The sequence below is a fragment of the Neisseria sp. S1 genome (assembly GCF_048060015.1).
Classification (GTDB): Bacteria; Pseudomonadota; Gammaproteobacteria; order Burkholderiales; family Neisseriaceae; genus Neisseria; species Neisseria arctica.
In genome coordinates this window covers 1-23,660 of the sequence record NZ_JBLUPI010000012.1, presented here as the reverse complement: position 1 = coordinate 23,660, position 23,660 = coordinate 1, and the positions used below count along the sequence as shown (strand labels likewise).

Sequence of the window (23,660 nt, the reverse complement as noted above, 5' to 3'; positions counted from 1 at the left end):
ATTTATCTTGAATACCGGCAAACACCTTATGTGATGCGCTACGCCCTCTGAAACGTTATGCCCCAACTACCGCTGAGTGCATCTGTTCTTTCAGCCACGATAAAAACTTTTGGCGGCGGCAGTCGGCCTCAAACGGTATATCCGAAAGCAGATAATAGGCCGAACCGTCGTCTTGAAAACCATGCGGCGCAGCCAATATCCCGCGCCGTATTTCCTCATCCACCATCAATTCAGAAGCCACCGCCACGCCCAATCCAGCCACAGCGGCTTGGATAGACAAATAAAAATGTTCGAAAAACATATCGCCTTCATACGGCAACTCTGCGCCGGCATACTGTTTCTCCCAACGGCTCCACGCATCGGGGCGTGTATGGGTATGCAGTTTTTTCAGATATAAAGGCTCGGGAATATGCACCGGCCCTGTTTTTTCAGCACACAAATACTCGGCAAATACCGTTTCCGGCCATGTGAAATCGTTACGCCTGATGGCTACATCTACCGCCTGCCGCTGAAAATCCACCTGACCGCCCGCCGCCAATATCACCACGTGAAAACCGTATTCTTTCGGAAAATGCGTTATCCGCGGAATCAGCCATTTCATCGCCAGCGTCGGCTCGCAGGAAACCACCAAATCACGCTCTTGGCTGTGTTTGAGCTTTGCCAGCGTATTGTCCAGCTCCGCAAACATATACTGACAGGATTCATACAGTTTTAAACCTGCCGGAGAAAGCCGCAATACGCGCCCTTGCTTAAAAAACAAAGCCTCCCCGACATGCTCTTCCAATATCTTCAGCTGTTTGCTGACCGCACCGTGCGTCACACACAACTGCTCTGCCGCCGCAGCCAAACCGCCGTATTTGCCGACGCAAAAAAAGAACTTCAACGCATTTAGAGGGAAACGCCTGATACTTTCCATAAACTCACATTTTTCAAAAAAATAATTCGATTTTTTTCAACCTGTTTTTACCGCACAATTTATCCAAAGCCTGATGGGAAGTCATTATAAGCATATAAATCAACATAATAAATTCATTATTTTGATATTTATGCCGTCTGAAAATACCGTACTTCCAAACAGCTTTACCGAAAACAGATAATTTTTTCGGATGTTTTTTCATATTTAGTCCGCCCGCCGTATAGAAACCGGTAACCGGTTGGCAACCGATTTACGCCGCATATATCACAGCAGATTTAACAACTGTTTTAAGAAAGGAAATACGATTATGCAAGAACTATTGGCCGTGGCCGCCATTACCATTCTCGCCGTTATCAGCCCGGGCGGCGATTTTGCCATGGTAACGCGCAACAGCTATCTGTATGGCCGCCGTGCAGGCATCTTGACTTCATGCGGCATTGCCTCTGCCGTATGGATTCATGTCGGCTATACATTATTGGGGGTAAGCATTCTGCTGTTGAAATTCCCTATGCTGTTTCACGCCGTTAAATTTTTTGGGGCAGTCTATTTGGTTTACATCGGCTTTACTACTTGCCGATACCGGCTCGTTTCAAGCGGGCTGAACACGGCAAGCGATACGCTGTCCGATTCTGCCGCTTTTAAAAGCGGTTTTATTACCAATGCCTTCAATCCCAAAACCACGCTGTTCGTGTTAAGCACATTTACCCAAATCGTGCGCCCCGATACGCCGATAGCGGTTCAGGCCGGATACGGTTTGTTTATGTCGGCAGCACATCTGGTTTGGTTTGTATTTGTGACATTCGTTCTTTCCAGCCCGCACATACGCCATGCCTTGCTGCAACGCCAAAAATATGTCAACTGCGTTATCGGCTGCATATTAATCCTGCTGGGTCTCTTATTGCTGTTTTCATCCGCAGGCCAGGTATAAACCATCGGCAGCGGCGATTGGTTTATAATTGCGTTTTTATGATTGAGACAAGGAAACATTATGAGCCTGCCGGCCTGCCCGCAATGCCATTCAGAATTTACCTACCACGACGGTGTACAACTGGTTTGCCCCGAATGCGCCCACGAATGGACGGAGGGTGAAACCGTTGAAGAAACCGTGGTTGTCAAAGATGCCAACGGCACACCCCTGGCCGACGGCGACACGGTGGTATTAATCAAAGATTTGAAAGTCAAAGGCTCTTCGCAAGTGATTAAACAAGGTACCAAAGTAAAAGGTATCCATTTGCAGGAAGGCGATCATGATATCGCCTGCAAAATCGATGGCAGTCCAATGAATTTAAAATCGGAATTTGTGAAAAAAGCCTAAGCCCGATACTTAAACCGTATCCCCTTGGAAAAATGAAAGATGCCGTCTGAAAACTTTTCAGACGGCATCTTTCATTACGGCTATTTCCGTTACCCAGCCTGACTACTCATACCACAACATTCTGCGGCTCACCGCGCATAAAGCCGTTGATATTTTCAACCAGAATATCAAACAAGCGGTTCACGGCTTCATCGCTTGCCCAAGCCATATGCGGAGTAACAATCAAATTGGGCAGGCGCGCTTTCAATAGCGGGTTGCCTTGGCGCGGCGGTTCTTCGGTCAGCACGTCAAAACCCGCCCCGCCCAATTGGCCGTATTTCAAAGCGGCCACCAAAGCGTTTTCATCCACCAAACCGCCGCGCCCGCAATTGATGATAATGGCACCTGGTTTCATTTGTTGCAGCTCGGCTTCGCCTATCATATTGGCGGTATTTTCAGTGAGCGGGCAATGCAACGAAATGACATCGGCACTGCGGATGGCGGTGTCGAAAGATACATAACCTTCGCGCACTGCGGCGGCGTGTTTGTGTTCGCCGAACACCACATTCATATTGAAAGCACGCGCATAACCCGCCAGCGTATTACCAATATTGCCGCGCCCGAAAATGGCCAGGGTTTTGCCGTTCAAATCGCGCATAGGCGCGCCGAAATGACAGAAAAACGGTGATTTTTCCCACAAGCCTGCCGCTACATCTCTCTGGTAAGCGGGTAAATTACGCATCAACGCAATCATCAGCATAAAAGCATGTTCGGCCACCGATTCATTACCGTAGGCGCGGATATTGCATACGGTAACACCGGCCGCCTTGGCTGCTTGGATATCGACATTGTTGTAGCCGGTAGCTGAAACGGCAATCAGTTTCAACCGGGGGTTGGCGGCGATATGTTCGGCACCGATAAAAACTTTATTGCTTACTACTATATCCGCCCCCTCGATACGTTCTGCCGTTTGCTCGGGCAGGGTATTGCCATACTCTTCAAGGATGTGGTCGAAATGAAAGTCAAAAGGACGCTGCACCAGCGTATCGCGGTCGAGTACCACTACTTTTATAGCCATTTTTTAATCCTATCTATTTTTTAATTTCAATAAATTTTCACTAAATGCAAATTTAAATAATCAACTATTTTTTATATTTGATAATAGTTATTATTTAACCATGCAAACACAAGGCGGTTTCAGACGGCCTCTTCCATCAGCAAAGGAACCATTATGTTGAAAACCATTACTTTTGCCGTTTTACACTTCGGAGTCGCATTCGGCGTGGCTTATCTGCTGACCGGCAGCATCGGTATTTCGAGCGCGGTTGCCTTAATCGAGCCCATCGCCAATACCGTGGTATTTTATTTCCACGAAAAAGCATGGAATCGCTACGAGCGCAAACAAGGCATTAAAGGCCGCCGTGCCAAAAACAAATTTCCGTTACACCAATGCGTGGGCAACTGAAACAGCCTTGGTTTTAAAACTGCCGACGCTGTGTTAATCTTGCCGCATTTCCCATCCGATTGCAAAGGAATAAGCATGAGTCTGATTATCGAAGACATCGAAACCGGCCACGGCAAGGAAGCCGTGAAAGGCAAAGAAATCACCGTACACTACACCGGCTGGCTGGAAGACGGCACCAAATTTGACTCCAGTCTCGACCGCCGCCAACCGCTTACCATCGTTCTGGGCGTCGGTCAGGTTATTCAAGGCTGGGACGAAGGCTTCGGCGGCATGAAAGAAGGCGGCAAACGCAAGCTCACCATTCCGCCTGAAATGGGCTACGGCGCACACGGTGCGGGCGGTGTGATTCCGCCCAATGCTACTTTGATTTTCGAAGTAGAGCTGCTCAAAGTATACGAATAAAACGTATCAGCCAAAAAAGGCCGTCTGAAAATGTTTCAGACGGCCTTTTTGCAAGCCTATAAAAATTACTGCCCTTGTTTGGCCGCCCATTCCGCAGGCGTAGCGGCAGTGGTGATGGAAAGCGCGTGCAACTCATTGCTGGCCAGTTTTTCCTTCAGCCCGTCTTTAATCAAACGGTGGCGCGCCAAGCGGGCCTTGCCCTCAAATGCGCTGGAAACGATATGGGCAAAAAAATGATGGCCGTCGCCTTCCACTTCGATATGTTCGCACGGCACAACCACGGCAATCATGGCTTTCACTTCTTCAGGCGTAAGCATAAATATTCCTTTATCAATAATTTTCAGACGGCATCGGCCGCACAAGCCCAGCCATTATAAAGACAAAGGTTTCAGACGGCCAACTGAATCTTACGGCGATATTCTGTATAATCGGATTCATTCTTTCAGGCAAAACTTCACGCTGCCGCCGTACCATACCGGGTATGAAACACGGCAGAAAAAGTTGGCCCAAGCCCATTTATCCGAGCAAAACCATGATCCGTTTCGAACAAGTTTCCAAAACCTATCCCGGCGGTTTTCAAGCATTGAAAAACGTCAGCTTCAACATCGACAAAGGCGAGATGATTTTCGTCGCCGGACACTCGGGAGCCGGCAAATCCACCATTTTGAAACTGATTGCCGGCATCACCAAGCCCAGCAGCGGCAAAGTGTGGATGAACAATCAAGACATCGGCAGCCTCAACGACAACCAAATCGGCTTTTTGCGCCAGCACATCGGCATCGTGTTCCAAGACCACAAAATCCTGTTTGACCGCAACGTGCTGCAAAATGTACTGCTGCCGCTGCGCATTATCGGCTACGACCCGAAACAGGCCGAGAAGCGTGCCCGCGTCGCCATTGAGAAAGTCGGCTTGAGCGGACGCGAAAACGCCGATCCGATTACCCTTTCCGGCGGCGAACAGCAACGCCTGTGCATCGCCCGCGCAGTCGTACACCAGCCCAGCCTACTGATTGCGGACGAACCGTCCGCCAACCTCGACCGTGCCTACGCACTCGACATTATGGAACTCTTCAAAACCTTTCACGAAGTCGGCACTACCGTTATCGTAGCCGCCCACGATGAAACCCTAATGGCTGATTACGGCCACCGTATTTTGCGCTTGCAGGAAGGCAGGTTTGCCTCATGAACCATTATCTGTCGCTCCACATCGAATCGGCCCGCAATGCCCTACACCACTTTATCCGCCAACCGCTTGCCACGCTGCTGATTCTCTTGATGCTGGCCATCGCCATGACCCTACCGCTGGCTCTCTACCTCGGCGTACAAAGCAGCCAAGCCGTATTGGGCAAACTCAACGAAGCCCCGCAAATCACCCTTTATATGGAACTGGGTGCCGACGAAGTCGACAGCTCGGCCGTTAAAAACCTGCTCAACGAAGACAAGCGCATTCAAAAAAGCGAATTCGTAAGCAAACAAAAAGGCCTCGAAGAATTGCAGCAAAGCATGGGCGGGCAGGATCTGGTTTCCATGCTCGACGAAAACCCGCTGCCCGATGTTTTCATCGTTACGCCCGACACCGGCAGCACACCCGAAGAAATGCAGGCGCTGCAACAGGATTTGGGCAAACTGCCTATGGTGGAGAGTGCCAAACTCGATACCGAATGGATGCAGACGCTGTACCAAATCAACAATTTCGTTCACAAAATCTTTTGGTTCTTAGCCGTTACCCTTAGCGTGGCATTTGTATTGGTAGCGCATAACACCATCCGCCTGCAAATTTTAAGCCGCAAAGAGGAAATCGAAATCACCAAACTCTTGGGCGCGCCCGCATCATTTATCCGCCGCCCCTTCCTCTATCAGGCCGCCTGGCAGAGCGTGCTTTCCGCCGCCATCAGCCTCGGCCTGTGCGCTTGGCTGATGCGCGCCAGCCAGCCCCTGGTCAACCAAATATTCAAGCCTTATGGCTTAAATATCGAATGGCGTTTCTTCTATACCTGGGAAATCCTGCTGGTATTAGCCGTCGTAACCGCCTTAGGCATTGCCGGCGCATGGTTGGCAACGCAGCAGCATCTGCTCAGCTTTAAAGCCAAACGGTAAAGCTGCTAACTAAATATCTAGAAGATAAGGATAAAATGCTTATGAAAAAGATTTGTTTGGCTTCATATTTTGCAGGAACCGCTCATTTACTTGAACCATTCTTCAAAAAGCATATTAAAAATTCACCTGTTCTATTTATTCCCACTGCTTCAAATATTGAAGATTACAAAAACTATGTGTACGAAGCAGAACAAAAATGGCAAGAGATGGGTTATCAAATTGAAATTTTAGATATTGCCAATACGGATAAAGAAACCGCAGTTAATAAACTTGAGCAAACTGATCTAGTATATATATCGGGTGGAAATACATTTTATTTATTACAAGAATTACAAAACAAAAATCTAATTGATATATTAAAGCGCCGTATTGAAGAGGGGATGGTTTACATAGGTGAATCGGCGGGAGCAATCTTGGCTGCCAAAAGCATCACTTATTCGGAATTAATGGATAATCGTGAACACGCCTCCCACTTACAATCAGACAACGGCTTGGATATTGTAGATTTTTATATTGTCCCACATTATCAAAATTATCCATTTGTCCAAGCCAGCGAACAAATTATCCAACACTATGCCCACTTAAATTTATTACCACTAAGCAATCAAGAAACAGTAATAATAGAAGGTAATGAAGTCAGAAAATTAACAAGCATATAAATTATCCTTGGATGAATGGTTGCATAAATCTTCCCAATATTCTGCTATCTCAAAATGAAAACCTCTAATTATGCTTATTTCTACACAAAATTAGAGGTTTTCAGCTTATTTTCATACATCTGTTTATACTGGCCCGCTTTCACCCATAATTATTGCCGTCTGAAATTCATACCCTCTCAAACCTCTACAACAGCATTATCGGCTTCAGCCTGCCGTTCACGGTATAAAGCGGCAAAGCACGGGGGCAGTTGGCGGGTAATCATCACCAATTGCTGCCACAGTACAATCTGCTGGCGGTCTCCAGCGGCGGAATCCGGCTGCAAGGCCTGCAATTCGGTTTCCAACTCATGATAGGCCGTCTGAAAGCGGGCTTCATCCAACTCGCGGATATGGTCGAGTAAATCCGCTATGCGGTAGGCGGTGCGGTAAAAATCGTGGATAAAACTATCGCCGCTTTGGTTCTGCATCTGATTGCGGTAAGCACCCAGCGCGGAGATATAGCCGACCAGCGTATAGTTCAGCCGCAATAATTCGAAACCGTCTTGCACTTTGCTACCGTATTTTTTCGGTTCGCTGCTCATATCGGAAAGGGTACTGCTGAGGGCGGCTGCGCGTTCGTGGGTTTGGCGGCGTACGCTGCGGTAGGAAACATCATCAATACCGCCGTTTTGCAATTGGTCGAGAATCACTCGGAGATAGGCTCCGTTGTAGGCAATCGCACGGCCTGCGGTACGCTCTAATGTGAGATAACGCCAATCGGGCCACAGGTGGGAAACGGCCACCCATGCAATCACAGCACCTATCACGGTATCTATCAAACGGAACGGCAAAACTGCATAAACGTCGAATCCGGCCAACGAAAAACTGGTGAGCGCCTGTATGGTGATGAAAAATGTGGAAAAGCTGTATTTATTGGTACGGAAAAAGAAAAACAGGGTGGTGGAAACAACGATTATCCACAGTTTGGTTTCCATAGAGGGCGTGAAATACGGAACGATGGATCCGACTAATACGCCCAGTAGGGTTCCGACAATCCGCTGGTTAACGCGGCTTTTGGTGGCAGAATAGTTGGGCTGGCAGACAAACAGCGCTGTCAACAGTATCCAATAGCCCAAGTTGAAATCGAAGGCTTCTATAATGGCGCAAATCAGCAAAACCACCAACGACAGGCGGACGGCGTGGCGAAAAACGGCGGATTCGAAGTTTAACTGCCCGCGTAAAGTGACCAATGCATTTTTCAAACCGCCTTTTTCAAGGGCGGCAATACGGGTGGCATCGCTGTCGGCATCGGCATCCGCGCCTTCTTCGCTTTCCAAATGGGAAAGCTGATAATCAATACTGTATAAATTATCAAGCAGACGACGCAAAGTATGCACATCTGCGCCTTCGTGGGTATCGGCATACAGTTTCAGCGACTGTTTGCAACCGGTAATGGCGCGGGCAAGACGTTCGCTGTATTCGTAATGGATGCCGTTACGCAGGCTTTCGGCTACATCCCGACAAGCGCGCGCCTGAAGTTCGAGCAGACGTTGGATACGGAAAATCAGGTCGGTATTTTTCAGCTTTTCCGCCAATTCGCGGTAATCGACGTGTGCCGAACTGATACGTTCGTGAATATCTTGGGCGGTGAAATAGTAGCGCAACATACGGTTGGTACGCGGATGGCGGTGCTGCCCGCGCATCCGGTAAAACAAAGAGCTCCGGCATTGGTTGAATGCGCCGATAACACCGGTGTTTTTCATCGCCAGACCGATCTGGTGTTTATCAAGTTGGCCGCTTTCGTCGGGATCGAAAAAGGCGGCTTTGGCATCGAAATAGCCCCCCAATGCAGCATAGGCGGCGGCTACGTTTTCCTGCACCGGGCGGTGCGGAAACAACATGTGCATCAGCAGGGTAAGGCTGCTGTACAGCACTGTGCCAAACAATATCATCAACGGATTAACATACCACAGGGAATCGGGGGAATAAGTGAGCGTGGTATAAATCGCCACCGCCAGCGTACCAAATGCAATGGTCCGGTAGCGCAGGCCGACTGCGCCCAACAAAGTAAAGCCGAAAGTGAGTGCGGTCATAGCCAACGTATAGCGGTAATGGTGCGCCATAGTCAGCTGGGCCGTGAGCGAGGAAATGGAAAAAGCGATAACGGTAAACAGAATATTTTTCAGACGGCCTGTCAGGCGGTTGTCCAAATCCACCAAGCCGCCCGCAATAATGCCGAGAATTAAGGGCGGCGCCAGCTTGGGCAGGTTGAAATACCAAACAAGCACCGCGGCAATCGCTACACTGAAGAAAATCGGCATAGTCGCCATGATTCTGGGATTGACGGCAGGTGTTCGGAGTTTCATATTGGCTGCAAAACTGGATAATTTGTCAACAAAGTAAATAAATTGTAGCAGGAATCAGCACTTGCCTGTGCTTTTACAAACCGGGTTCGGGCTTGATTGGAATGTTTGTTGCGATGGATAAACAAAACCGTGTAAACGGCCTCTTCAATGAAACCATGCCCGCTAAAATTTTCAGACGGCATAACGATCTGTTACCTAGCCCGGGGAAAGCCGCTTTTGCAGATAACGGATAAAATACTTACCGCCCATCATCATAGCTACCGGTAAAGTTGGCATACAAAATACCGTGGAATTTTAACTATTGAAATAAAAGTTATTTTTCAAACCCTATTCATCCGTATATTAATTTTTCCCATTTGGCCAAAATCGGCAGTATCCGACTTAAGGCGTATTGTTAAACTATTCATAATTGGCGTAGAGTATGATTTGGCTTGATTCTGCCGCTTCTACCGCTATGGCTAAAAAGTTTCCTATCCACCCGAAAAATCCCGAACGTATCTGCTGGGGATGCGATAAATATTGCGCTGCTACCGATCTGCAATGCGGCAACGGCTGCGAGCGTATCCAACATCCGATTGAATTAGACGGTAGCGATTGGTACCGGCACGGAGATTGGAGTAATCTTCTGAGCCCTAAGCAATATGAGGAACTCGGCTTAAATACGGCTCCTGCACCGGTAAGCATACCGAAGAAAATCAAACCGCATATTAAACTGCCCCGTAAAAAAACCGACGGTTGAATCCGCCTCTTTACGCCCCAAGATAAGGTGTCTGTAACTGCAATACGGCATAACGGCCAAACACAGCTTCGCTATGGCAAACCGTACGTACGACTGCTACAACCTCAATGACCAAATGAAAGATTTCACATGAACGAACAAGAATTTGAGCTGGACGATCTGGATTCCCTACTGGAAGATTTTGACGATGTTACCGTAGAGGGCGGTGTAGATGCCGCTGAAGAAGATGATAACTGTGCCGGGGGCGCCTGCAAGATTTAATAAACTGTGGAAATCATGCCGGCAAACGAAAGGGAGTTGCATCTCCTTTGTGCCGGTTTGCCGCCATATTTCAGACGGCATCTTTTTGCATGGCTTTTATCCTGACACATTCTTCGGCATAAGTTTGCCCCCATTCATACATAGCTTGAACCACCGGCACAAGCGTCCGGCCAAACTCGGTTAGAGAATATTCCACTTTCGGCGGCACTACCGGATAAACCTTACGCAGGATAATCCCCGATTCTTCCAATTCGCGCAGCTGCAAAGTCAGCATCCTCTGACTGGCCTCAGGCACCAGCCGCCGCAATTCATTAAAACGCTGTGTACCCTGCATCAGATGATAAACAATCGCAGGCTTCCATTTACCGCCGATAACTTCAAGCGTTGTATTGACAGGCGAGCATACATTTACCGCCATAACCTTATCCTTATCAGCCATAAAATCCCATCATAACGCAGATAAACTGATTTTTGCCATGACCCTATCTTACAATTTGCTACCGGTATGTTCTCCAAATTATCCATTCGATATCGGAAATCCACACAAAACAACAAAGGCCGCCTGAAACTTTTTTCAGACGGCCAAGCGAGATGCAAATACCGTTAATTTAAATTCATCAAAATAAAAAATAAAATTTAAATCAATGAATTAATTATAAAATAAAGCTGATTTCACAACAACTTCTCAATCACGCTTCTTAGGCACCCACGCCCATACCATTTCCACCAATACGGGCGGTTCCCCACTCTCGTCTCCCACCTCGCAAGGAACAACAAAATTACCGCGCTCCTCTGTCTGCAAACGTGCCGCCATTTCATCGCTAATGCGCGCTACTGCATGCATGTTACCGACTGATCGCTTAACATACTGAATATTCATTGATTTTAATAAAATCAGTTTGTCGTCAGGCACATTCATCTGCACTGCAAAACCCGTCGCCGTTTCTGCCAGCAAAGCCATCGCACAAGCATGCACGCCTTTGATGTGGTTTTGTACCGCACGGCGGTTCCGTATGCTTACCCTCACCGATTCCCGGCTCAATTGTTCGAAACGCAGACCTGCGGTTGATAAAAACGGTACAAAACGCCCCATCAGGCGCGTTTGCACCATTTCACGCCATGAAACGGGTAGTTTATCCAGCCTCCTCAAACTGCAGTACATCTTGTTTTCTATGCGCATACCTCTACTCCTTGGCAACCTTGCAATAATAGGGTACGGGAATAATCAATCCAACGATACCTACCGATAGGTTAGGCCTAAGTTTAAATTCGAAAAAGTTATCTTACCCTTATCTACTATTGAGCAAAAACTCCCAAAAATCGCCTACCTGATTTCAGCCATAAAAAAACCGGCTCATTCAGAGCCGGCAAATATCAGAGAAGGTTACAGCATTGAGGGAATAAAAATTGTTTTTTAGAATCGGTAGCCGACAGTAGCCATATAGCTGTTGTTGGTTGCTTTGGCGTCGCCGTCTTTATAGCGAACCTGCTCCCATTCGGCGCCCACTTCCACATTCGGAGCCACTGCATATTTTGCACCTAAGCCATAGCCCAAGCCGTTTATGCCGCCCTTAAAGTTCTTATCAGAGGAACTATCGAAGCGGCCGTAATGATAGCCTAGCTTACCATATACCAGCGCATCCGAAGCTACCCGATAACCTTGTACATAAGAAGCAGACAAATCATATTTTTGTTTCGCGGTAGCATCACCATCACTCGCAATCGTGCGGCTCAAAGGCTTATAAGCCACTTCGCCACCACCGATCCAATTGCTACCATAATCAACTAAATAATTACCGCGCAGCGATATATCGGCTTTACTTTTCTCGTTCCAATCGCCATTTTTTAAATCAGTTTTGCTTACGCCCGCACCCAATTCGACAGCTGGGCCGGTAAAAGTCGTAGCAAGCGGCGCAGCAACAGCCGCTACCGAAGTACCCAAAGCAACAACTGCCAATAAAGCTTTCTTCATTGTGAAACTCCTTCAGAAAAAGATTAAAGCAGTAAAGCAACGGCGAGAATGCTGCCGGTTTCGTGAATAAGTATTGCGGCAAGCAGCTGCACACACAAGAGGGAAAAAGCCGGAATTACCTGATTTGGCAAGCCCTTAACCTTTGTAACTTCATTACTTTTTGAAATTATATAAATCCGTAATAATTTCCGGGCACGATCTTAACTTTTCCTAATAAAACAAGATATTGATATTTAAAATAAATTTTAAAATTAGAAATTGTTACCGAATTTTGAACCAAGAAATTGCCCACGAACCGGCATAATCGGGAGCGGTATCCGTCAAATAGCACTTAACACAACAGTTACCCGAAAACCAAGCGCAGGCCGTCTGAAAAAGTTATAATTCACACCATTAAATACCATAATTTTCAGAATAGACCGACATGACACAACGCAAAATCCTCGTTACCTCCGCGCTGCCCTATGCCAACGGCAGCATTCATTTAGGCCACATGGTCGAACACATCCAAACCGATATTTGGGTACGCTTTCAGAAACTGCGCGGCCACGAATGCTATTACTGCTGCGCCGACGACACCCACGGCACTCCCGTCATGCTGGCCGCCCAAAAACAAGGCATCGCTCCAGAAGAAATGATTGCCCGCGTACGCGAAGAACACTTGGCAGACTTTAGCGGCTTCGGTATCGGCTACGATAATTATTACAGCACCCACTCGCCCGAAAACAAAACCTATTCCGAAAAAATCTACCATGCCCTCAAGGCCAACGGCAAAATCGAAAGCCGTACTATCGAGCAGCTTTTCGACCCCGAAAAAAATATGTTCCTGCCCGACCGCTTTGTTAAAGGCGAATGCCCCAAATGCCACGCCAAAGACCAATACGGCGACAACTGCGAAGCCTGCGGCACCACCTATTCGCCCACCGAGCTGATCAACCCTTATTCGGCCATCTCAGGCGCCACGCCGGTATTGAAAGAAAGCGAACATTTCTTTTTCAAACTGGGCGAATGTGCCGATTTCCTGCAACAATGGACTTCAGGCAGCACCACCCTGACAGACGGCCGCCAACAACCGCACCTGCAACCCGAAGCCCTCAACAAAATGAAAGAGTGGCTTGCCAAAGACGAAAACGGCGAAGGCGGCCTGAGCGACTGGGACATCTCTCGCGACGCACCCTATTTCGGCTTCGAAATTCCCGACGCACCGGGCAAATACTTCTATGTATGGCTCGACGCACCCGTAGGCTATATGGCCTCGTTTAAAAACCTGTGCGACCGCATCGGCATCGACTTTGACGAATTCTTCAAAGCCGACAGTAGCACCGAAATGTACCACTTCATCGGCAAAGACATCCTCTATTTCCACGCCCTGTTCTGGCCGGCCATGCTCCAATACAGCGGCCACCGCACGCCTACCGGCGTGTTTGCCCACGGCTTTTTAACCGTGGACGGCCAAAAAATGTCGAAGTCGCGCGGCACCTTCATCACCGCCCGCTCCTACCTCGACCAAAAACTCAACCCCGAATGGATGCGCTACTATATCGCCGCCAAACTCAACAGCCGTATTGAAGACATCGACCTCAACCTCAGCGACTTCATTGCCCGCGTCAATAGCGACTTGGTCGGTAAATACATCAACATCGCCAGCCGCGCCGCCGGCTTTATCGCCAAACGCTTCGAAGGCCGTCTGAAAGGCGTTTCAAACAGCACATTGCTTGCCGAATTGGCCGCCCAAAGCGAAACCATCGCCGCCGATTACGAAGCACGCGAATACGCCAAAGCCCTGCGCGAAATCATGGCGCTGGCCGACAAAGTCAATGAATACGTCGATGCCAACAAACCGTGGGAACTGGCCAAACAAGAAGGCCAAGACGAACGCCTGCACCACGTTTGCAGCGAACTGATCAACGCCTTCAAAACCCTCAGCGTTTACCTGGCACCGGTCTTGCCGCAAGTGGCCGAAAAAGCCGCTGCTTTCCTCAATATCGACAAACTTGACTGGGCACAAGCCACCGCCGTCCTGCCGCAAGGCCACACCATCCGCAAATACGAACATCTGATGCAACGCATCGAGGAAAAACAAGTGAACGATTTAGTCGAAGCCAACAAACAAAATATCCAAGCCGCCACCGAAAATACAGCCGCCCAATACACGCCCGTAGCCGAACAATGCAGCTTCGACGACTTTATGAAAGTCGATATGCGCGTCGCCAAAGTCTTGAACTGCGAAGCGGTGGAAGGCAGCACCAAACTGTTGAAATTCGACCTTGATTTCGGCTTTGAAAAACGGGTGATTTTCTCCGGCATTGCCGCCAGCTACCCCAACCCCGCCGAACTTAACGGCCGCATGGTCATCGCCGTCGCCAACTTCGCCCCACGCAAAATGGCCAAATTCGGCACCAGCGAAGGCATGATTTTGTCCGCCGCTACCGCCGAGGGCAAACTGAAACTGCTGGACGTGGATGCAGGTGCGAAAGCCGGCGATAAAGTGGGTTAAACCGAATCACATCGCGGTTTTGATCATCCCTATAATCAGAAAGCCTGAATCATTCACAGATTCAGGCTTTTAAAATTAAAAAACATCCAACTCCCTTTCTCATTTCGCAGTGCTACAATAAAACATCTTCAGACATGGTTATAGTCAAAGTTGTAGCTCCCTTTCTCATTTCGCAGTGCTACAATAGTAGCACCGTGCAACTATCGATCTTATTGGTTGTAGCTCCCTTTCTCATTTCGCAGTGCTACAATCAAGCCGTACCGTAGGTTTCTGATTTTGGCGTTGTAGCTCCCTTTCTCATTTCGCAGTGCTACAATGGTACTTGAGCGAACAGTACTTTACGCGTGGTTGTAGCTCCCTTTCTCATTTCGCAGTGCTACAATCTCTTGTTGTTTTAAATCCTGAATCGGATTGTTGTAGCTCCCTTTCTCATTTCGCAGTGCTACAATTACTGGTGCTCGATTAGGCGTCATTGAAGAGTTGTAGCTCCCTTTCTCATTTCGCAGTGCTACAATTTAAAGTTAGAAGAAGAAGTCAATGTCTATGTTGTAGCTCCCTTTCTCATTTCGCAGTGCTACAATCGATAATATTGATTTAAATCATTCGGATTAGTTGTAGCTCCCTTTCTCATTTCGCAGTGCTACAATGCATTACCATGATATAACTCACCACTGACTGTTGTAGCTCCCTTTCTCATTTCGCAGTGCTACAATTTGCAGCAAATGCGCGAAACTAACCAGACTGTTGTAGCTCCCTTTCTCATTTCGCAGTGCTACAATGGATAATCTTCGCCGCGCTCTGCAAGCTCAGTTGTAGCTCCCTTTCTCATTTCGCAGTGCTACAATCGTTGTAGTCGTTGCAGCGTTTTAGCATCAGTTGTAGCTCCCTTTCTCATTTCGCAGTGCTACAATTTGTTTGGCGGTGTCCATCAGGTCAATATTGTTGTAGCTCCCTTTCTCATTTCGCAGTGCTACAATAGTCCAACAGGAAACCTTTATTTCATAATGGTTTCCTGTTTTTTTACCTTAAAAAAAATCCAATCAAAATAATAATAATTGATCGGCATTCACCTTTTTTTCCTGTGTTTTCAGACGGCCCAAAAGTAAATGCATTGAAGCAAACTGTTTCTCAGTTACTTCCAAACATCGGATTGAACCCTCTTCAGGAAGATTGGCGCATAATCGAGTGTAGTGTTTTTGCAACGAATCTCTCCCTCTTACAATGCGGCTGTAAACGGATAATTGCAGCATCTGATAACCGTCTTTTTGTAAAAACAAGCGAAATTGATTCGCTGCTTTACGCTTGGCCGCCGTAGTAACAGGTAAGTCAAAAAATACGATTAACCGCATAAATTTAGCCTCACTCATAAAAATGCTCTTTCAAAGGCAAAATTTCAGGTAACTTTAATAATCTGACTTGTTTGGTAACAATACTGTTTTGGAAAGAAGCTACTGTTCGGTCAATCGATGCCAATACGCTGAATGTTTGGCCATCCAAACTGATTTGATGATTCAGCAAGGCCACCAAATTTTGCTTTGCCACTCGGTCTAAGCTTTCTTTCAGCCGGCTTTGATCATACAAGTGCCACACCATTAAATCCGCCAGAGGGCGATAAGGCTCGATAAAATCATCCGCTAAATTAAAAGGATTTAATTCGCTCTTGTGAAACAACCCCAATGCCGGCAGCCAACCGTATTGGACTAAGGCTCGGGCAATAGCGGCGCGTAAAACCGCATAACCGTAGTTCAAATGGATATTGATCGGACTTTCCTGCCAACGCTTGAAGCGGCTGCCGTAAATTGCTTGAAAATATAAGGCCGCTGCCTGTGCCTCCATATTGCCGCTATCTCCCGATTTCACAGATACTGCCATTGCACGAAGACGCTTGGCTGCAAAATCGTTACCGGTTTCATCAGCTACTTTTGCTTGATTACATATTTTTTGTTTGATAATGGCCTGCCATAATTGTTTTTTCTGTGGCTCCGTCATATTCAACTGCAACTTCAAAGTTTTCAGCTGCCGGTGATATTGAGCATAGGGCAGCCATTGGCCACAAGGTAAAAACTGTTCATCGCAAGTGAAAAGAGTGACACCCTCACAAGCTAAAGCAGACAACAACGGCACCGTTAACACAGTATCCGGACTTTCAATCACAATCACCGCAATATCTTCCAAGGGAACGGTATAAGATTCGCCGTTTTGCTGTATCAGCAGCTGCTTATGCTTTAGTGATAATTTCCCGCCTTCCCGTATCAATAAACTACGCCAGCTCATGATAATTTCCCCTCTTATCCTTTATCCGAAAAAATCCCTGCTTCCGGTTTAGGGAAGCAGGGATGGTTTTAACGAACCGGTAAGCGCTTTTTCGGCCTGCATGGTACGACAACTTTGCCTAATTCGTCTGTTTGATATTTTTTGAAGGAAATGGCTGTTTTAACACCAACACGATAAATACCGTTTTTACCTTTAAAATTATCTAAATCATGCTCTCGGATAATTATTGCCCCAGTTGCGCGATCTAAACCAATGTAATAACCAAATAATCTTTGTTTACCTGTATTTATCTCTACCAAATCATTAGGGTACATTGAAAATTTGAAAGTATACGTTTCATCCATTTCATCCCAGTTTTTTTCATCTTTACCTTGAATAACAGCTTTATTCGGCAGAATCCCTTGGGCTACCTGCCAACTGTAAATCGGCACCAAATAATACTTCCCGGATTTTTCAAATACATCCACCCGAACCATAGTAGCATTATCCGCAACTCCGGTACCTTTATGCAGCAACACACCGGATTTCTGCGTATCCTCAACCCGTACCGCCTTAACCAACTGGCCGCCTTTTTTGCGAAACTCGGTGGCAAAAGCTTTTGCCGGATCATTACCGTATGCGGCCAAACGCTCTTTTAAAGCTTCATAGAGCTGCGGCTCTCTATCACGATTTACCATCTTTTCCAACAAATTTGGCTTCAATTGGGTCAGGGGCACCCTCAACACGCTTTTACCCTCATGCAAAAGTTTGGCCGATTTAACGGTTTCCTTATGCCCTTGCCCGCTCATTTTTCGGGTCGGCGCACGCGAGACAAACAATGGAGTGACATATTCATGTACGGCTTGAGGGCGTGATGACAAGCGGGTTTCCAATAAAGTGCATAGGGTTTCTTTTGTATCCGCTTCAGGAAAGCTTGGATCACCATCGGGCTTGCCGAATACCCGCATCATGACCTCTTGCCTGAAAAAATCCCATGGCTGGGGAAAATATGGGCGGCTCACTTCACCGGTTTCTTTATCGATAAGCTCACCGTCAAAAATATTCATTTCTCTTTGCCGCACAAAGTAGGTAATACGCTGCTGGATAGCCACAGTCGAACAGGCTACCACCACGGCATCCAAAGCATGATGACGGTCATTTTCTTCACGCACCTTACGCAAACCCCAACGGCTACGTAAAAAACTGGTAATTTGCCCGTTGGATGCGAAAACACGCCGTTTTCCCCTGCCTAATAACAACATATTTTCTTCAATAAATTTGCATAGAAAACGTGCTACGTAACGGGTATCGTTTAAATTACGTTCTTTAAAGCCTTCTTCATCCAGCTGACGCAATAAAATGCGTTGCTTTTTACTGTGATGAAAACGGCTGCTTCCTACTCGGGCTACAAATTCTTGCCATCGTGGGCTATTAGAGGCGCCTCCCAACCATTCGTAAGGGGTTTGATTACCTTTATTTTGGTTTTCTCCGGCCAACACCAGCACTTTATTATTAAAACTATCGTCCCATGTTCTGGAAAAAGGTAGGGCATGATCAATCTCTGCATAACCTTTTTCGTTCAGACGGCATATATCCAATGTTTTACCCGAATATAAGCATTGGCCGTGTTGGTGTTGGTATAAACGCAATTTCAAAATATCTTTGGCTTTAGGCTGCCCGACAAAATTCGGAAAATATTCGAGAAATTTTTCAGCGGCTTGTTTACGCTCTTTATGGTTGTCTTCCTGCCTCTTTTGAACTTCCTGACGGTCTTTGAATGACTTCCCTACCTCTCGGCCTGTTTCGATATGAATACGGGCGGGCGAGCCGTAACGACGCACAATCGCATTAATGACCTTGCGCGCCTGCGATAATGTACGCAGCACTACCGGGTTACAGATTTCATCTGCCGTAATCTGAGGCAACAACCTTTGCGGTTGCGGGGTAGAGCGAACGTAAAGCGCTGCATGTGCTTCATCATAGCGTTGGCCTTGCTCCATCAACGGTAAAATTTTGCTTAAAGCTTTAAGGGAGAGTTGGATAAATTTGTCAAAATTTAATCCGGCCAATAAAGCATTGATTACATCTTCAGACAACTGCCCTTGCAGTCGGGTAGAAATGTCCTCATCGGTTTTATACAGTGAAAATACCGTACCGATCGCATCTAACAGCTCCGGCTTACAAGCCAACCCCTGCCATTCGGTTTTCAGCCCTGCTTTTTCCAGCGCTTTACGTATTGCATGGTAAGCCTTCATTTCCATTAAAGCTGCAGTTTCGGCATTTTCTTTGCCATAACGCAATCCTTTGAAAAAAGCATTTTCAGACAAAGACAATTCCTTGCGAACTTGTGCATAAGTCAACTTAGCTTTTTTATAAGGCAAATCGATAATCTGCCCGCGCTCTTGTGCCGTTAAGCATCGTTCATTACCGTTTTCTTGAATCCGTAAATTATTCAGCTTGGTCAGCCAAATAAAACGCTCGGCAGAATATGTATGTTTGGCAGCCTTAAATTCTTCTGTTTCAAAGGTGCAGCGCCCCAACATTTTTTGTACCGCATCGCCGGATAATGAAACCAAGTGAGATAAATATATAAGGGTCTGTGAGATAAATGGGATGATGGGGGATTTTGGTGGATGATGTGGGATGGGAAAATTGTAACTCCGTTGCACAGGGTGTAATAAAATGAACGGGCTTATTTAGCCCGTTTTTTGATGCTCACAATCCTTTGCTGAGAGATTTGAGAGCAATGTCCAATAGGGAGCGTTCGGCTCCTTTTTGAAGTTGACCATTACCGCTGATGGGAAGGTATGGGCGGGCCGGTATGGTTACTTTTTTTCTGCGCCCGGCCTGACCGCCTAGGTGATGGATGGCGGCATAGGGTTTGTTGCTGCCTATACGGGCGAAGTCGTTGCCGACTTGGGTGCTGATGCTGGCGGCGAGTTGGCCGGTTAGTTGTAGGGTTTTGCCTCCTTCTGTCGCACGGTTGCTTTGCTTCCAACGGTCGCCGCCCCAGCTTTCGCTTTCAAAGTTGTCTTCAGTCATGGATACCATTTCGGTGGCAATGGCTCGCATCATGGGGCGGGTGTTTGTGGCGTTTTTCAGCAGTTGGCTGAGACCTTCATGTAATTGTTTTTCGTCTAGGCTGATTTCGAGCATTTCATTTTAGCCTTTCAATAGTTGCAGCACCCAAGCCAAATCAGTGGCAGACAAAGCAGCTTTGAATTTGCTGTTACCCATCATGGTTTTTAAGGCAATGCGGGCGATGTCGGGATGAACGGCTTGGGCTTTTTGAACAGCCACCGAAGCCATGCGCGAGAGCATGGCTTTGCCTTGGTTACCGTTGAAGCCGGGGCTGGGTGCGATGAATTTGCCGTCGATGCGGATGCCGGTGCGCTGGGCATAGCGGGCTTCGCCGGTATATTGGTTGGTGCCGATATCGACGGTTTGGGTTTCCAGTTTCGGACTGGGTAATACTTTGTCTTCACCGCTTGCTTTGGATAATGGGCGGACACGGCAGCGGCAGCGAAAATCCAGCGGCGGGTAGAGGCTGTCCCAAACCGGGTCGTCTGCGGCGTAGACCTTGCCATGCAGCAGCCGGTGGCTTGCACGGGTGCGGCTGTCGTTGATGGCGACGTATTGCCAATACGGGTGGGTATCCACGGAATCCATCATCTCGGCGTAGCGGCCTGCCATATAAGCCGACTGCATGTTGGTCAAATAGATGGTTTTGAGGCGGTGTGGGCTGCCGAGCTGAACGGTTTGGGCTTCGCCAGTGTCTGGATTGGTTGTTTGGGTGCGGCCCCACCAGCCTTTGCTTTGCAATACCGGCGTGAGTGTTTTCTGAAACTGATCCAGTGTTTGACCGGTCTCGGCGGCGTTGACGACAGCGTGATAAATGTCGTTGGCCACATCCATGCCTGCGGTTTTGGCCACTGTAAACGCAGTTGCGTGCGCGTCATCCAGCATGTCTTGCCAATCCCACGAAACAGTCACACCTTTTTTCTTCAGATATTCGACCGCTGCTTCCGGCTCTAAGCCGAAAATTGCCTTGATGTCTTCCGGATTCATGCGCCCATCTCCTGCGCTGCTTCAATGCGGCCTACCAAATCCGACAGGAAAATCACACGTGCCAACTCGTTTTGCAAGGCGGTGTCATCCATATTCGGGAAATGTTCGGCCAAGCGATCGAGGATATTGTCTTCTGTTTCGCCGCGCTGTAAATCCTGCACCAATATGGCAGTCAAATCTCGGCCTTGCTGGTTCAGACGATCTGCATCCGGGGCGAGCGTGTCGATAATCAGACCTGCATCATTATCGACACTTTCGGCAAAGTCCACCGGCTTTTCAGACGGCATATCACCTGCAACAGCTTCTTCCAAATCGCCGTCTTCCAAGCCGTAGGTGCGTTTCCAATATTGCGCCGTGAACTTCACGCCCGCGCCGGACAGCATACTGTCTCGCTCGGCACGCTCTTTGGTACCGGATTCTTCGTTTTCAAACAGCTCGAATTTTGGGCAAGCCACATCGCCGAAATTCAGCGATACAACCCACTCAATCAGCTCGTTAAACGTTGCTTCGACAATGCGTCGGTCGCTGTCACGGATATCGTCGGCAATTTCCAAACCTGCACTGGCACTGGCATGGTTGGTTTCTTTGTCGGTGGTTTGGTCTTGGCCAAGCAAGGCGATATTGATGCCGGATTTACACTCTTTCAGCAGCTTGTCGAAGGCATCTACCGATGATGCTTTGCCGCTGGCTTCATGGATTTCGACACTAGAATCATTCGGAATGGTTCCGACCGAATTGCTGATTAAGGCTTCCAGTGCGTCGAGCAGCTTTTCGGTGTCGCTGTGGGTATTGGAACGTGGCTCTTTGCCAATCAGCCAAGGCGCACCGTATTTTTCGGTGAAGCTCACCCAAAACTTCATACCGCCACGCTTGAAAGTGACCAGCCAAAAGACCAAACCCAAATCACCTAGGCCATAAGGATTCAGGTAATCATCTTCATGGCGCGGACATAGGAATTTATAAGGTGGTAATGGCTCTTGACCTAGGCCGTTTTCAATGAAAACCAGCTCGCGGTTTTCATTAAAACCAAACCACTCTTGCGGCTTAGCCACAATTTCAGACGGCAGCCATTGACTGCCTTTTTGCCAGATGATTTCGATGGGCTGATAACCGAAAAAAGCGGCATTCATGATGTCTTTGCAAAGCTTATACACATCAACATCATCGACCAGCCAATTTTCGACAAAATCCAATACACGATCATCGACTTCATCACCGCTTAATTTCCAATCCAGTCGTGCTACGGCAGCTTTGCGACGGCGCACGAAGCTGCCAACTAACTCATCGCGTAACAATTCACGATAAACGTGGATTTGCTTGCCCATCTTTCGCAAAATCGGATCGGGATTGGGCAGCCAACCGCCGAAGCCGCTTGAAAACTGGTGGGAAACAGCAATATGGCCGGCCATGTCTTCGGGCTTAAAGGTAATGTTTTGACCGTTTAATTTGAGTTTGAGATGCGGTTTTTTCATGGGTTTCTCTTTTCAGCCGGCTTAAAAGCCATGAGTGATTCTGCTGCGCCGTTTGATTTTTCGGCTGGTCACCTTAACCGGTCCAGCATTAAGCTCGCGGCTGGCGTAATGCGCCAGTACCAAGGCAATGGCCGCGTCGCCGTGACGTTTTTTGCCGTCCTGCCCTTTGGTTCGGGTGTCGGGAATACGCGGTACGCCTTTGACCAGCTCAAACGCACGCAAATCGGCCAAGATGTCTTCGTCGCGCGGCAGGCCGTCGAGTGTGCCGTCTTCCAGTGCGGCTTTGAACGGCGCAGTGTGGCTGCGATACCAGTTTTCCGACAGCATCACGGCTTCCACCGTTTCCGCACCGAACGCATCACGCATGGCTTCGGCCAGTGATTGACCGTTGCCGCGCGCATCCAAGGCTGCGCCGCGCAGGTTGGGCAGCCCGGCCAGCAGGTGTTTCATAATCTGTTCCTGCTGGGCAAAGGGCATATTGCCCAGTTCCAAAATAAACGGTGGTTTCAAAATCAGGTCTTTGCCTTGCAACAGCGGCACGATCACGGTGCGGTCACCCGAGCGGGCAAAGTCTTCGCCGACAAAGGAAACTCGGGTTTTGTCCAAGCCATCCAGCAAGGGCTGCAGCTCATCGGCAATCCAGTCGGCCACTTCCGCCGCGCGGCGTGGCTCAGGCAATAGGCCGAAATTGTCGGTCTGGTCGTAGCGGATAACCGGCGTGTATGGTGTCATGCGGCTTTCAATCAAGGCACGGTTCAGCCATTTGCCGCCGCCATTTTTCGGGATGCAGTCCAACTCTTCACTGGCATCATCGCCGTAAAAGTCGCGGATTTCTTTACACCACGCCGCTTCGCCTTCCTGCGTCCAATCTCGACCAAGGCGCAGGCAGATGCGGCGGTACAAGCCTTGCTCTACTGCCTCATCAAAGGTGATGCGGTGGATGGAATATGGCTTTTTGCCCGCGAGGACATCGGTAATCAGTTCGTTAAACGGGTTGTCCACGCCGTCATGTGTGCTGATGATATGCACCTGACCGCCCCACATCAGCAATGCCATTGCGGCTTTAAGTAGCTCGGACAACTGCTCGTGGAAGGCGGCCTCATCAATAATCACGCGCCCCTGCTTACCGCGCAGGTTGCTGGGGCGGCTGGATAAGGCGGTAACGCGGTGGCCGGAAGCAAAGCGGATAACGAAAGCCAGCACGGATTTCTTATCATCGC

At 48.2% G+C, this 23,660-nt stretch carries 23 protein-coding genes, 1 pseudogene and 1 CRISPR repeat array; of the genes and pseudogenes, 10 read left to right on the top strand and 14 right to left on the bottom strand.

What is annotated here, in order from left to right; all coding sequences use genetic code 11:
- Positions 1–55: 55 nt before the first annotated feature.
- The gene (locus ACEPPX_RS09395) at positions 56–916 is read right to left on the bottom strand and encodes a LysR family transcriptional regulator (protein ID WP_416623803.1); all 861 of its coding nucleotides are present in this window, start codon (positions 914–916) and stop codon (positions 56–58) included.
- 307 nt (positions 917–1,223) lie between these two features.
- Between ACEPPX_RS09395 and ACEPPX_RS09390 the strand changes: the two genes are divergently transcribed.
- Together ACEPPX_RS09390 and ACEPPX_RS09385 are read left to right on the top strand one after the other, a co-directional pair.
- A complete protein-coding gene (locus ACEPPX_RS09390) occupies positions 1,224–1,844 on the top strand; it encodes a LysE family translocator (protein ID WP_416623802.1) in 621 nt (206 codons plus the stop codon).
- 60 nt (positions 1,845–1,904) lie between these two features.
- A complete protein-coding gene (locus tag ACEPPX_RS09385) occupies positions 1,905–2,231 on the top strand; it encodes a zinc ribbon domain-containing protein YjdM (protein ID WP_416623801.1) in 327 nt (108 codons plus the stop codon).
- Between the two features lie 106 nt (positions 2,232–2,337).
- Here the strand turns inward: ACEPPX_RS09385 and ACEPPX_RS09380 are convergent, their stop codons facing one another.
- Complete coding sequence (locus ACEPPX_RS09380; protein WP_416623800.1) at positions 2,338–3,288, bottom strand: D-2-hydroxyacid dehydrogenase; 951 nt, start codon at positions 3,286–3,288, stop codon at positions 2,338–2,340.
- Between the two features lie 153 nt (positions 3,289–3,441).
- Here ACEPPX_RS09380 and ACEPPX_RS09375 point away from each other — a divergent pair, with 153 nt between their 5' ends.
- Both ACEPPX_RS09375 and ACEPPX_RS09370 read left to right on the top strand, forming a co-directional pair.
- Positions 3,442–3,675, top strand: a complete 234-nt coding sequence (locus ACEPPX_RS09375; RefSeq protein ID WP_047761668.1) for a DUF2061 domain-containing protein — start codon at positions 3,442–3,444, stop codon at positions 3,673–3,675.
- A 75-nt stretch (positions 3,676–3,750) separates the two neighbouring features.
- Entirely contained in the window at positions 3,751–4,077 is a 327-nt protein-coding gene (locus ACEPPX_RS09370; protein ID WP_047761669.1) for an FKBP-type peptidyl-prolyl cis-trans isomerase, read from the top strand.
- Between the two features lie 65 nt (positions 4,078–4,142).
- Here the strand turns inward: ACEPPX_RS09370 and ACEPPX_RS09365 are convergent, their stop codons facing one another.
- Positions 4,143–4,394, bottom strand: a complete 252-nt coding sequence (locus ACEPPX_RS09365) for a BolA family protein (protein ID WP_416623799.1) — start codon at positions 4,392–4,394, stop codon at positions 4,143–4,145.
- A 215-nt stretch (positions 4,395–4,609) separates the two neighbouring features.
- Here ACEPPX_RS09365 and ftsE point away from each other — a divergent pair, with 215 nt between their 5' ends.
- The 3 genes from ftsE to ACEPPX_RS09350 are packed head-to-tail and all read left to right on the top strand — an operon-like array spanning position 4,610 to position 6,833.
- The gene (ftsE, locus tag ACEPPX_RS09360) at positions 4,610–5,263 is read left to right on the top strand and encodes a cell division ATP-binding protein FtsE (RefSeq protein ID WP_416623798.1); all 654 of its coding nucleotides are present in this window, start codon (positions 4,610–4,612) and stop codon (positions 5,261–5,263) included.
- Positions 5,260–6,174: a permease-like cell division protein FtsX gene (gene ftsX / locus ACEPPX_RS09355; RefSeq protein ID WP_416623797.1), complete on the top strand. Its 915-nt coding sequence runs from the start codon at positions 5,260–5,262 to the stop codon at positions 6,172–6,174. Before ftsE ends, ftsX begins: the two co-directional genes overlap by 4 nt.
- A 41-nt stretch (positions 6,175–6,215) precedes the next feature.
- On the top strand, positions 6,216–6,833 hold the full coding sequence (locus ACEPPX_RS09350) for a Type 1 glutamine amidotransferase-like domain-containing protein (RefSeq protein WP_416623796.1): 618 nt from the start codon (positions 6,216–6,218) through the stop codon (positions 6,831–6,833).
- 176 nt (positions 6,834–7,009) lie between these two features.
- Here ACEPPX_RS09350 and yccS read toward each other — a convergent pair whose 3' ends face one another.
- Complete coding sequence (yccS, locus tag ACEPPX_RS09345; protein WP_416623795.1) at positions 7,010–9,178, bottom strand: YccS family putative transporter; 2,169 nt, start codon at positions 9,176–9,178, stop codon at positions 7,010–7,012.
- A 454-nt stretch (positions 9,179–9,632) separates the two neighbouring features.
- Here yccS and ACEPPX_RS09340 point away from each other — a divergent pair, with 454 nt between their 5' ends.
- Complete coding sequence (locus ACEPPX_RS09340; RefSeq protein WP_416623839.1) at positions 9,633–9,917, top strand: DUF3079 domain-containing protein; 285 nt, start codon at positions 9,633–9,635, stop codon at positions 9,915–9,917.
- A 129-nt stretch (positions 9,918–10,046) separates the two neighbouring features.
- The gene (locus ACEPPX_RS09335; protein WP_268777908.1) at positions 10,047–10,178 is read left to right on the top strand and encodes a hypothetical protein; all 132 of its coding nucleotides are present in this window, start codon (positions 10,047–10,049) and stop codon (positions 10,176–10,178) included.
- Positions 10,179–10,248: 70 nt separating this feature from the next.
- On the opposite strand, the gene ACEPPX_RS09330 is transcribed toward ACEPPX_RS09335, so the two are convergent.
- From ACEPPX_RS09330 to ACEPPX_RS09320, 3 genes are all read right to left on the bottom strand, one after another.
- On the bottom strand, positions 10,249–10,596 hold the full coding sequence (locus tag ACEPPX_RS09330; RefSeq protein ID WP_416623794.1) for a winged helix-turn-helix transcriptional regulator: 348 nt from the start codon (positions 10,594–10,596) through the stop codon (positions 10,249–10,251).
- Positions 10,597–10,863: 267 nt separating this feature from the next.
- A complete protein-coding gene (locus ACEPPX_RS09325; protein ID WP_416623793.1) occupies positions 10,864–11,358 on the bottom strand; it encodes a DUF4442 domain-containing protein in 495 nt (164 codons plus the stop codon).
- 234 nt (positions 11,359–11,592) lie between these two features.
- The gene (locus ACEPPX_RS09320; RefSeq protein WP_047761676.1) at positions 11,593–12,150 is read right to left on the bottom strand and encodes a porin family protein; all 558 of its coding nucleotides are present in this window, start codon (positions 12,148–12,150) and stop codon (positions 11,593–11,595) included.
- Positions 12,151–12,574: 424 nt separating this feature from the next.
- On the opposite strand from ACEPPX_RS09320, the gene metG reads away from it, so the two are divergent.
- A complete protein-coding gene (metG, locus tag ACEPPX_RS09315) occupies positions 12,575–14,647 on the top strand; it encodes a methionine--tRNA ligase (RefSeq protein WP_416623792.1) in 2,073 nt (690 codons plus the stop codon).
- 83 nt (positions 14,648–14,730) lie between these two features.
- Positions 14,731–15,624: direct repeats of the CRISPR family, unit length 36 nt; unit sequence GTTGTAGCTCCCTTTCTCATTTCGCAGTGCTACAAT.
- Positions 15,625–15,687: 63 nt separating this feature from the next.
- Here metG and cas2 read toward each other — a convergent pair.
- The 7 genes and pseudogenes from cas2 to ACEPPX_RS09280 all read right to left on the bottom strand — a co-directional run.
- Positions 15,688–16,014 carry a CRISPR-associated endonuclease Cas2 gene (gene cas2 / locus ACEPPX_RS09310; protein ID WP_047761678.1) on the bottom strand — a complete coding sequence of 109 codons (327 nt, stop codon included), beginning with the start codon at positions 16,012–16,014 and terminating at the stop codon, positions 15,688–15,690.
- On the bottom strand, positions 16,007–16,921 hold the full coding sequence (gene cas1 / locus ACEPPX_RS09305) for a type II CRISPR-associated endonuclease Cas1 (protein ID WP_416623791.1): 915 nt from the start codon (positions 16,919–16,921) through the stop codon (positions 16,007–16,009). The genes cas2 and cas1 overlap by 8 nt, the downstream gene beginning before the upstream one ends.
- A gap of 68 nt (positions 16,922–16,989) precedes the next feature.
- Positions 16,990–19,470 (bottom strand): annotated as a pseudogene (gene cas9, locus ACEPPX_RS09300) (type II CRISPR RNA-guided endonuclease Cas9); the annotation flags it as partial.
- Between the two features lie 145 nt (positions 19,471–19,615).
- Entirely contained in the window at positions 19,616–20,056 is a 441-nt protein-coding gene (locus ACEPPX_RS09295; RefSeq protein WP_416623790.1) for a phage virion morphogenesis protein, read from the bottom strand.
- Positions 20,057–20,062: 6 nt separating this feature from the next.
- Entirely contained in the window at positions 20,063–20,968 is a 906-nt protein-coding gene (locus ACEPPX_RS09290) for a phage minor head protein (protein WP_416623789.1), read from the bottom strand.
- The gene (locus ACEPPX_RS09285; RefSeq protein WP_416623788.1) at positions 20,965–22,440 is read right to left on the bottom strand and encodes a DUF935 domain-containing protein; all 1,476 of its coding nucleotides are present in this window, start codon (positions 22,438–22,440) and stop codon (positions 20,965–20,967) included. Before ACEPPX_RS09285 ends, ACEPPX_RS09290 begins: the two co-directional genes overlap by 4 nt.
- Positions 22,441–22,461: 21 nt before the next feature.
- Positions 22,462–23,660 (bottom strand): terminase large subunit domain-containing protein (locus ACEPPX_RS09280; protein ID WP_416623787.1); only part of this gene is annotated, 1,199 nt, incomplete at its 5' end.

Coding starts and splice junctions, on each gene's coding strand:
- ACEPPX_RS09375 (WP_047761668.1), top strand. CDS start 3,442: ATGTTGAAAACCATTACTTTTGCCGTTTTACACTTCGGAGTCGCATTC.
- ACEPPX_RS09370 (WP_047761669.1), top strand. CDS start 3,751: ATGAGTCTGATTATCGAAGACATCGAAACCGGCCACGGCAAGGAAGCC.
- ACEPPX_RS09340 (WP_416623839.1), top strand. CDS start 9,633: ATGGCTAAAAAGTTTCCTATCCACCCGAAAAATCCCGAACGTATCTGC.
- ACEPPX_RS09380 (WP_416623800.1), bottom strand. CDS start 3,288: ATGGCTATAAAAGTAGTGGTACTCGACCGCGATACGCTGGTGCAGCGT.
- ACEPPX_RS09395 (WP_416623803.1), bottom strand. CDS start 916: ATGGAAAGTATCAGGCGTTTCCCTCTAAATGCGTTGAAGTTCTTTTTT.
- ACEPPX_RS09290 (WP_416623789.1), bottom strand. CDS start 20,968: ATGAATCCGGAAGACATCAAGGCAATTTTCGGCTTAGAGCCGGAAGCA.
- metG (WP_416623792.1), top strand. CDS start 12,575: ATGACACAACGCAAAATCCTCGTTACCTCCGCGCTGCCCTATGCCAAC.
- ACEPPX_RS09390 (WP_416623802.1), top strand. CDS start 1,224: ATGCAAGAACTATTGGCCGTGGCCGCCATTACCATTCTCGCCGTTATC.
- ACEPPX_RS09350 (WP_416623796.1), top strand. CDS start 6,216: ATGAAAAAGATTTGTTTGGCTTCATATTTTGCAGGAACCGCTCATTTA.
- ACEPPX_RS09330 (WP_416623794.1), bottom strand. CDS start 10,596: ATGGCGGTAAATGTATGCTCGCCTGTCAATACAACGCTTGAAGTTATC.
- ACEPPX_RS09325 (WP_416623793.1), bottom strand. CDS start 11,358: ATGCGCATAGAAAACAAGATGTACTGCAGTTTGAGGAGGCTGGATAAA.
- ftsE (WP_416623798.1), top strand. CDS start 4,610: ATGATCCGTTTCGAACAAGTTTCCAAAACCTATCCCGGCGGTTTTCAA.
- ACEPPX_RS09365 (WP_416623799.1), bottom strand. CDS start 4,394: ATGCTTACGCCTGAAGAAGTGAAAGCCATGATTGCCGTGGTTGTGCCG.
- ACEPPX_RS09385 (WP_416623801.1), top strand. CDS start 1,905: ATGAGCCTGCCGGCCTGCCCGCAATGCCATTCAGAATTTACCTACCAC.
- yccS (WP_416623795.1), bottom strand. CDS start 9,178: ATGAAACTCCGAACACCTGCCGTCAATCCCAGAATCATGGCGACTATG.
- ACEPPX_RS09335 (WP_268777908.1), top strand. CDS start 10,047: ATGAACGAACAAGAATTTGAGCTGGACGATCTGGATTCCCTACTGGAA.
- ftsX (WP_416623797.1), top strand. CDS start 5,260: ATGAACCATTATCTGTCGCTCCACATCGAATCGGCCCGCAATGCCCTA.
- ACEPPX_RS09295 (WP_416623790.1), bottom strand. CDS start 20,056: ATGCTCGAAATCAGCCTAGACGAAAAACAATTACATGAAGGTCTCAGC.
- cas2 (WP_047761678.1), bottom strand. CDS start 16,014: ATGAGTGAGGCTAAATTTATGCGGTTAATCGTATTTTTTGACTTACCT.
- ACEPPX_RS09285 (WP_416623788.1), bottom strand. CDS start 22,440: ATGAAAAAACCGCATCTCAAACTCAAATTAAACGGTCAAAACATTACC.
- ACEPPX_RS09320 (WP_047761676.1), bottom strand. CDS start 12,150: ATGAAGAAAGCTTTATTGGCAGTTGTTGCTTTGGGTACTTCGGTAGCG.
- cas1 (WP_416623791.1), bottom strand. CDS start 16,921: ATGAGCTGGCGTAGTTTATTGATACGGGAAGGCGGGAAATTATCACTA.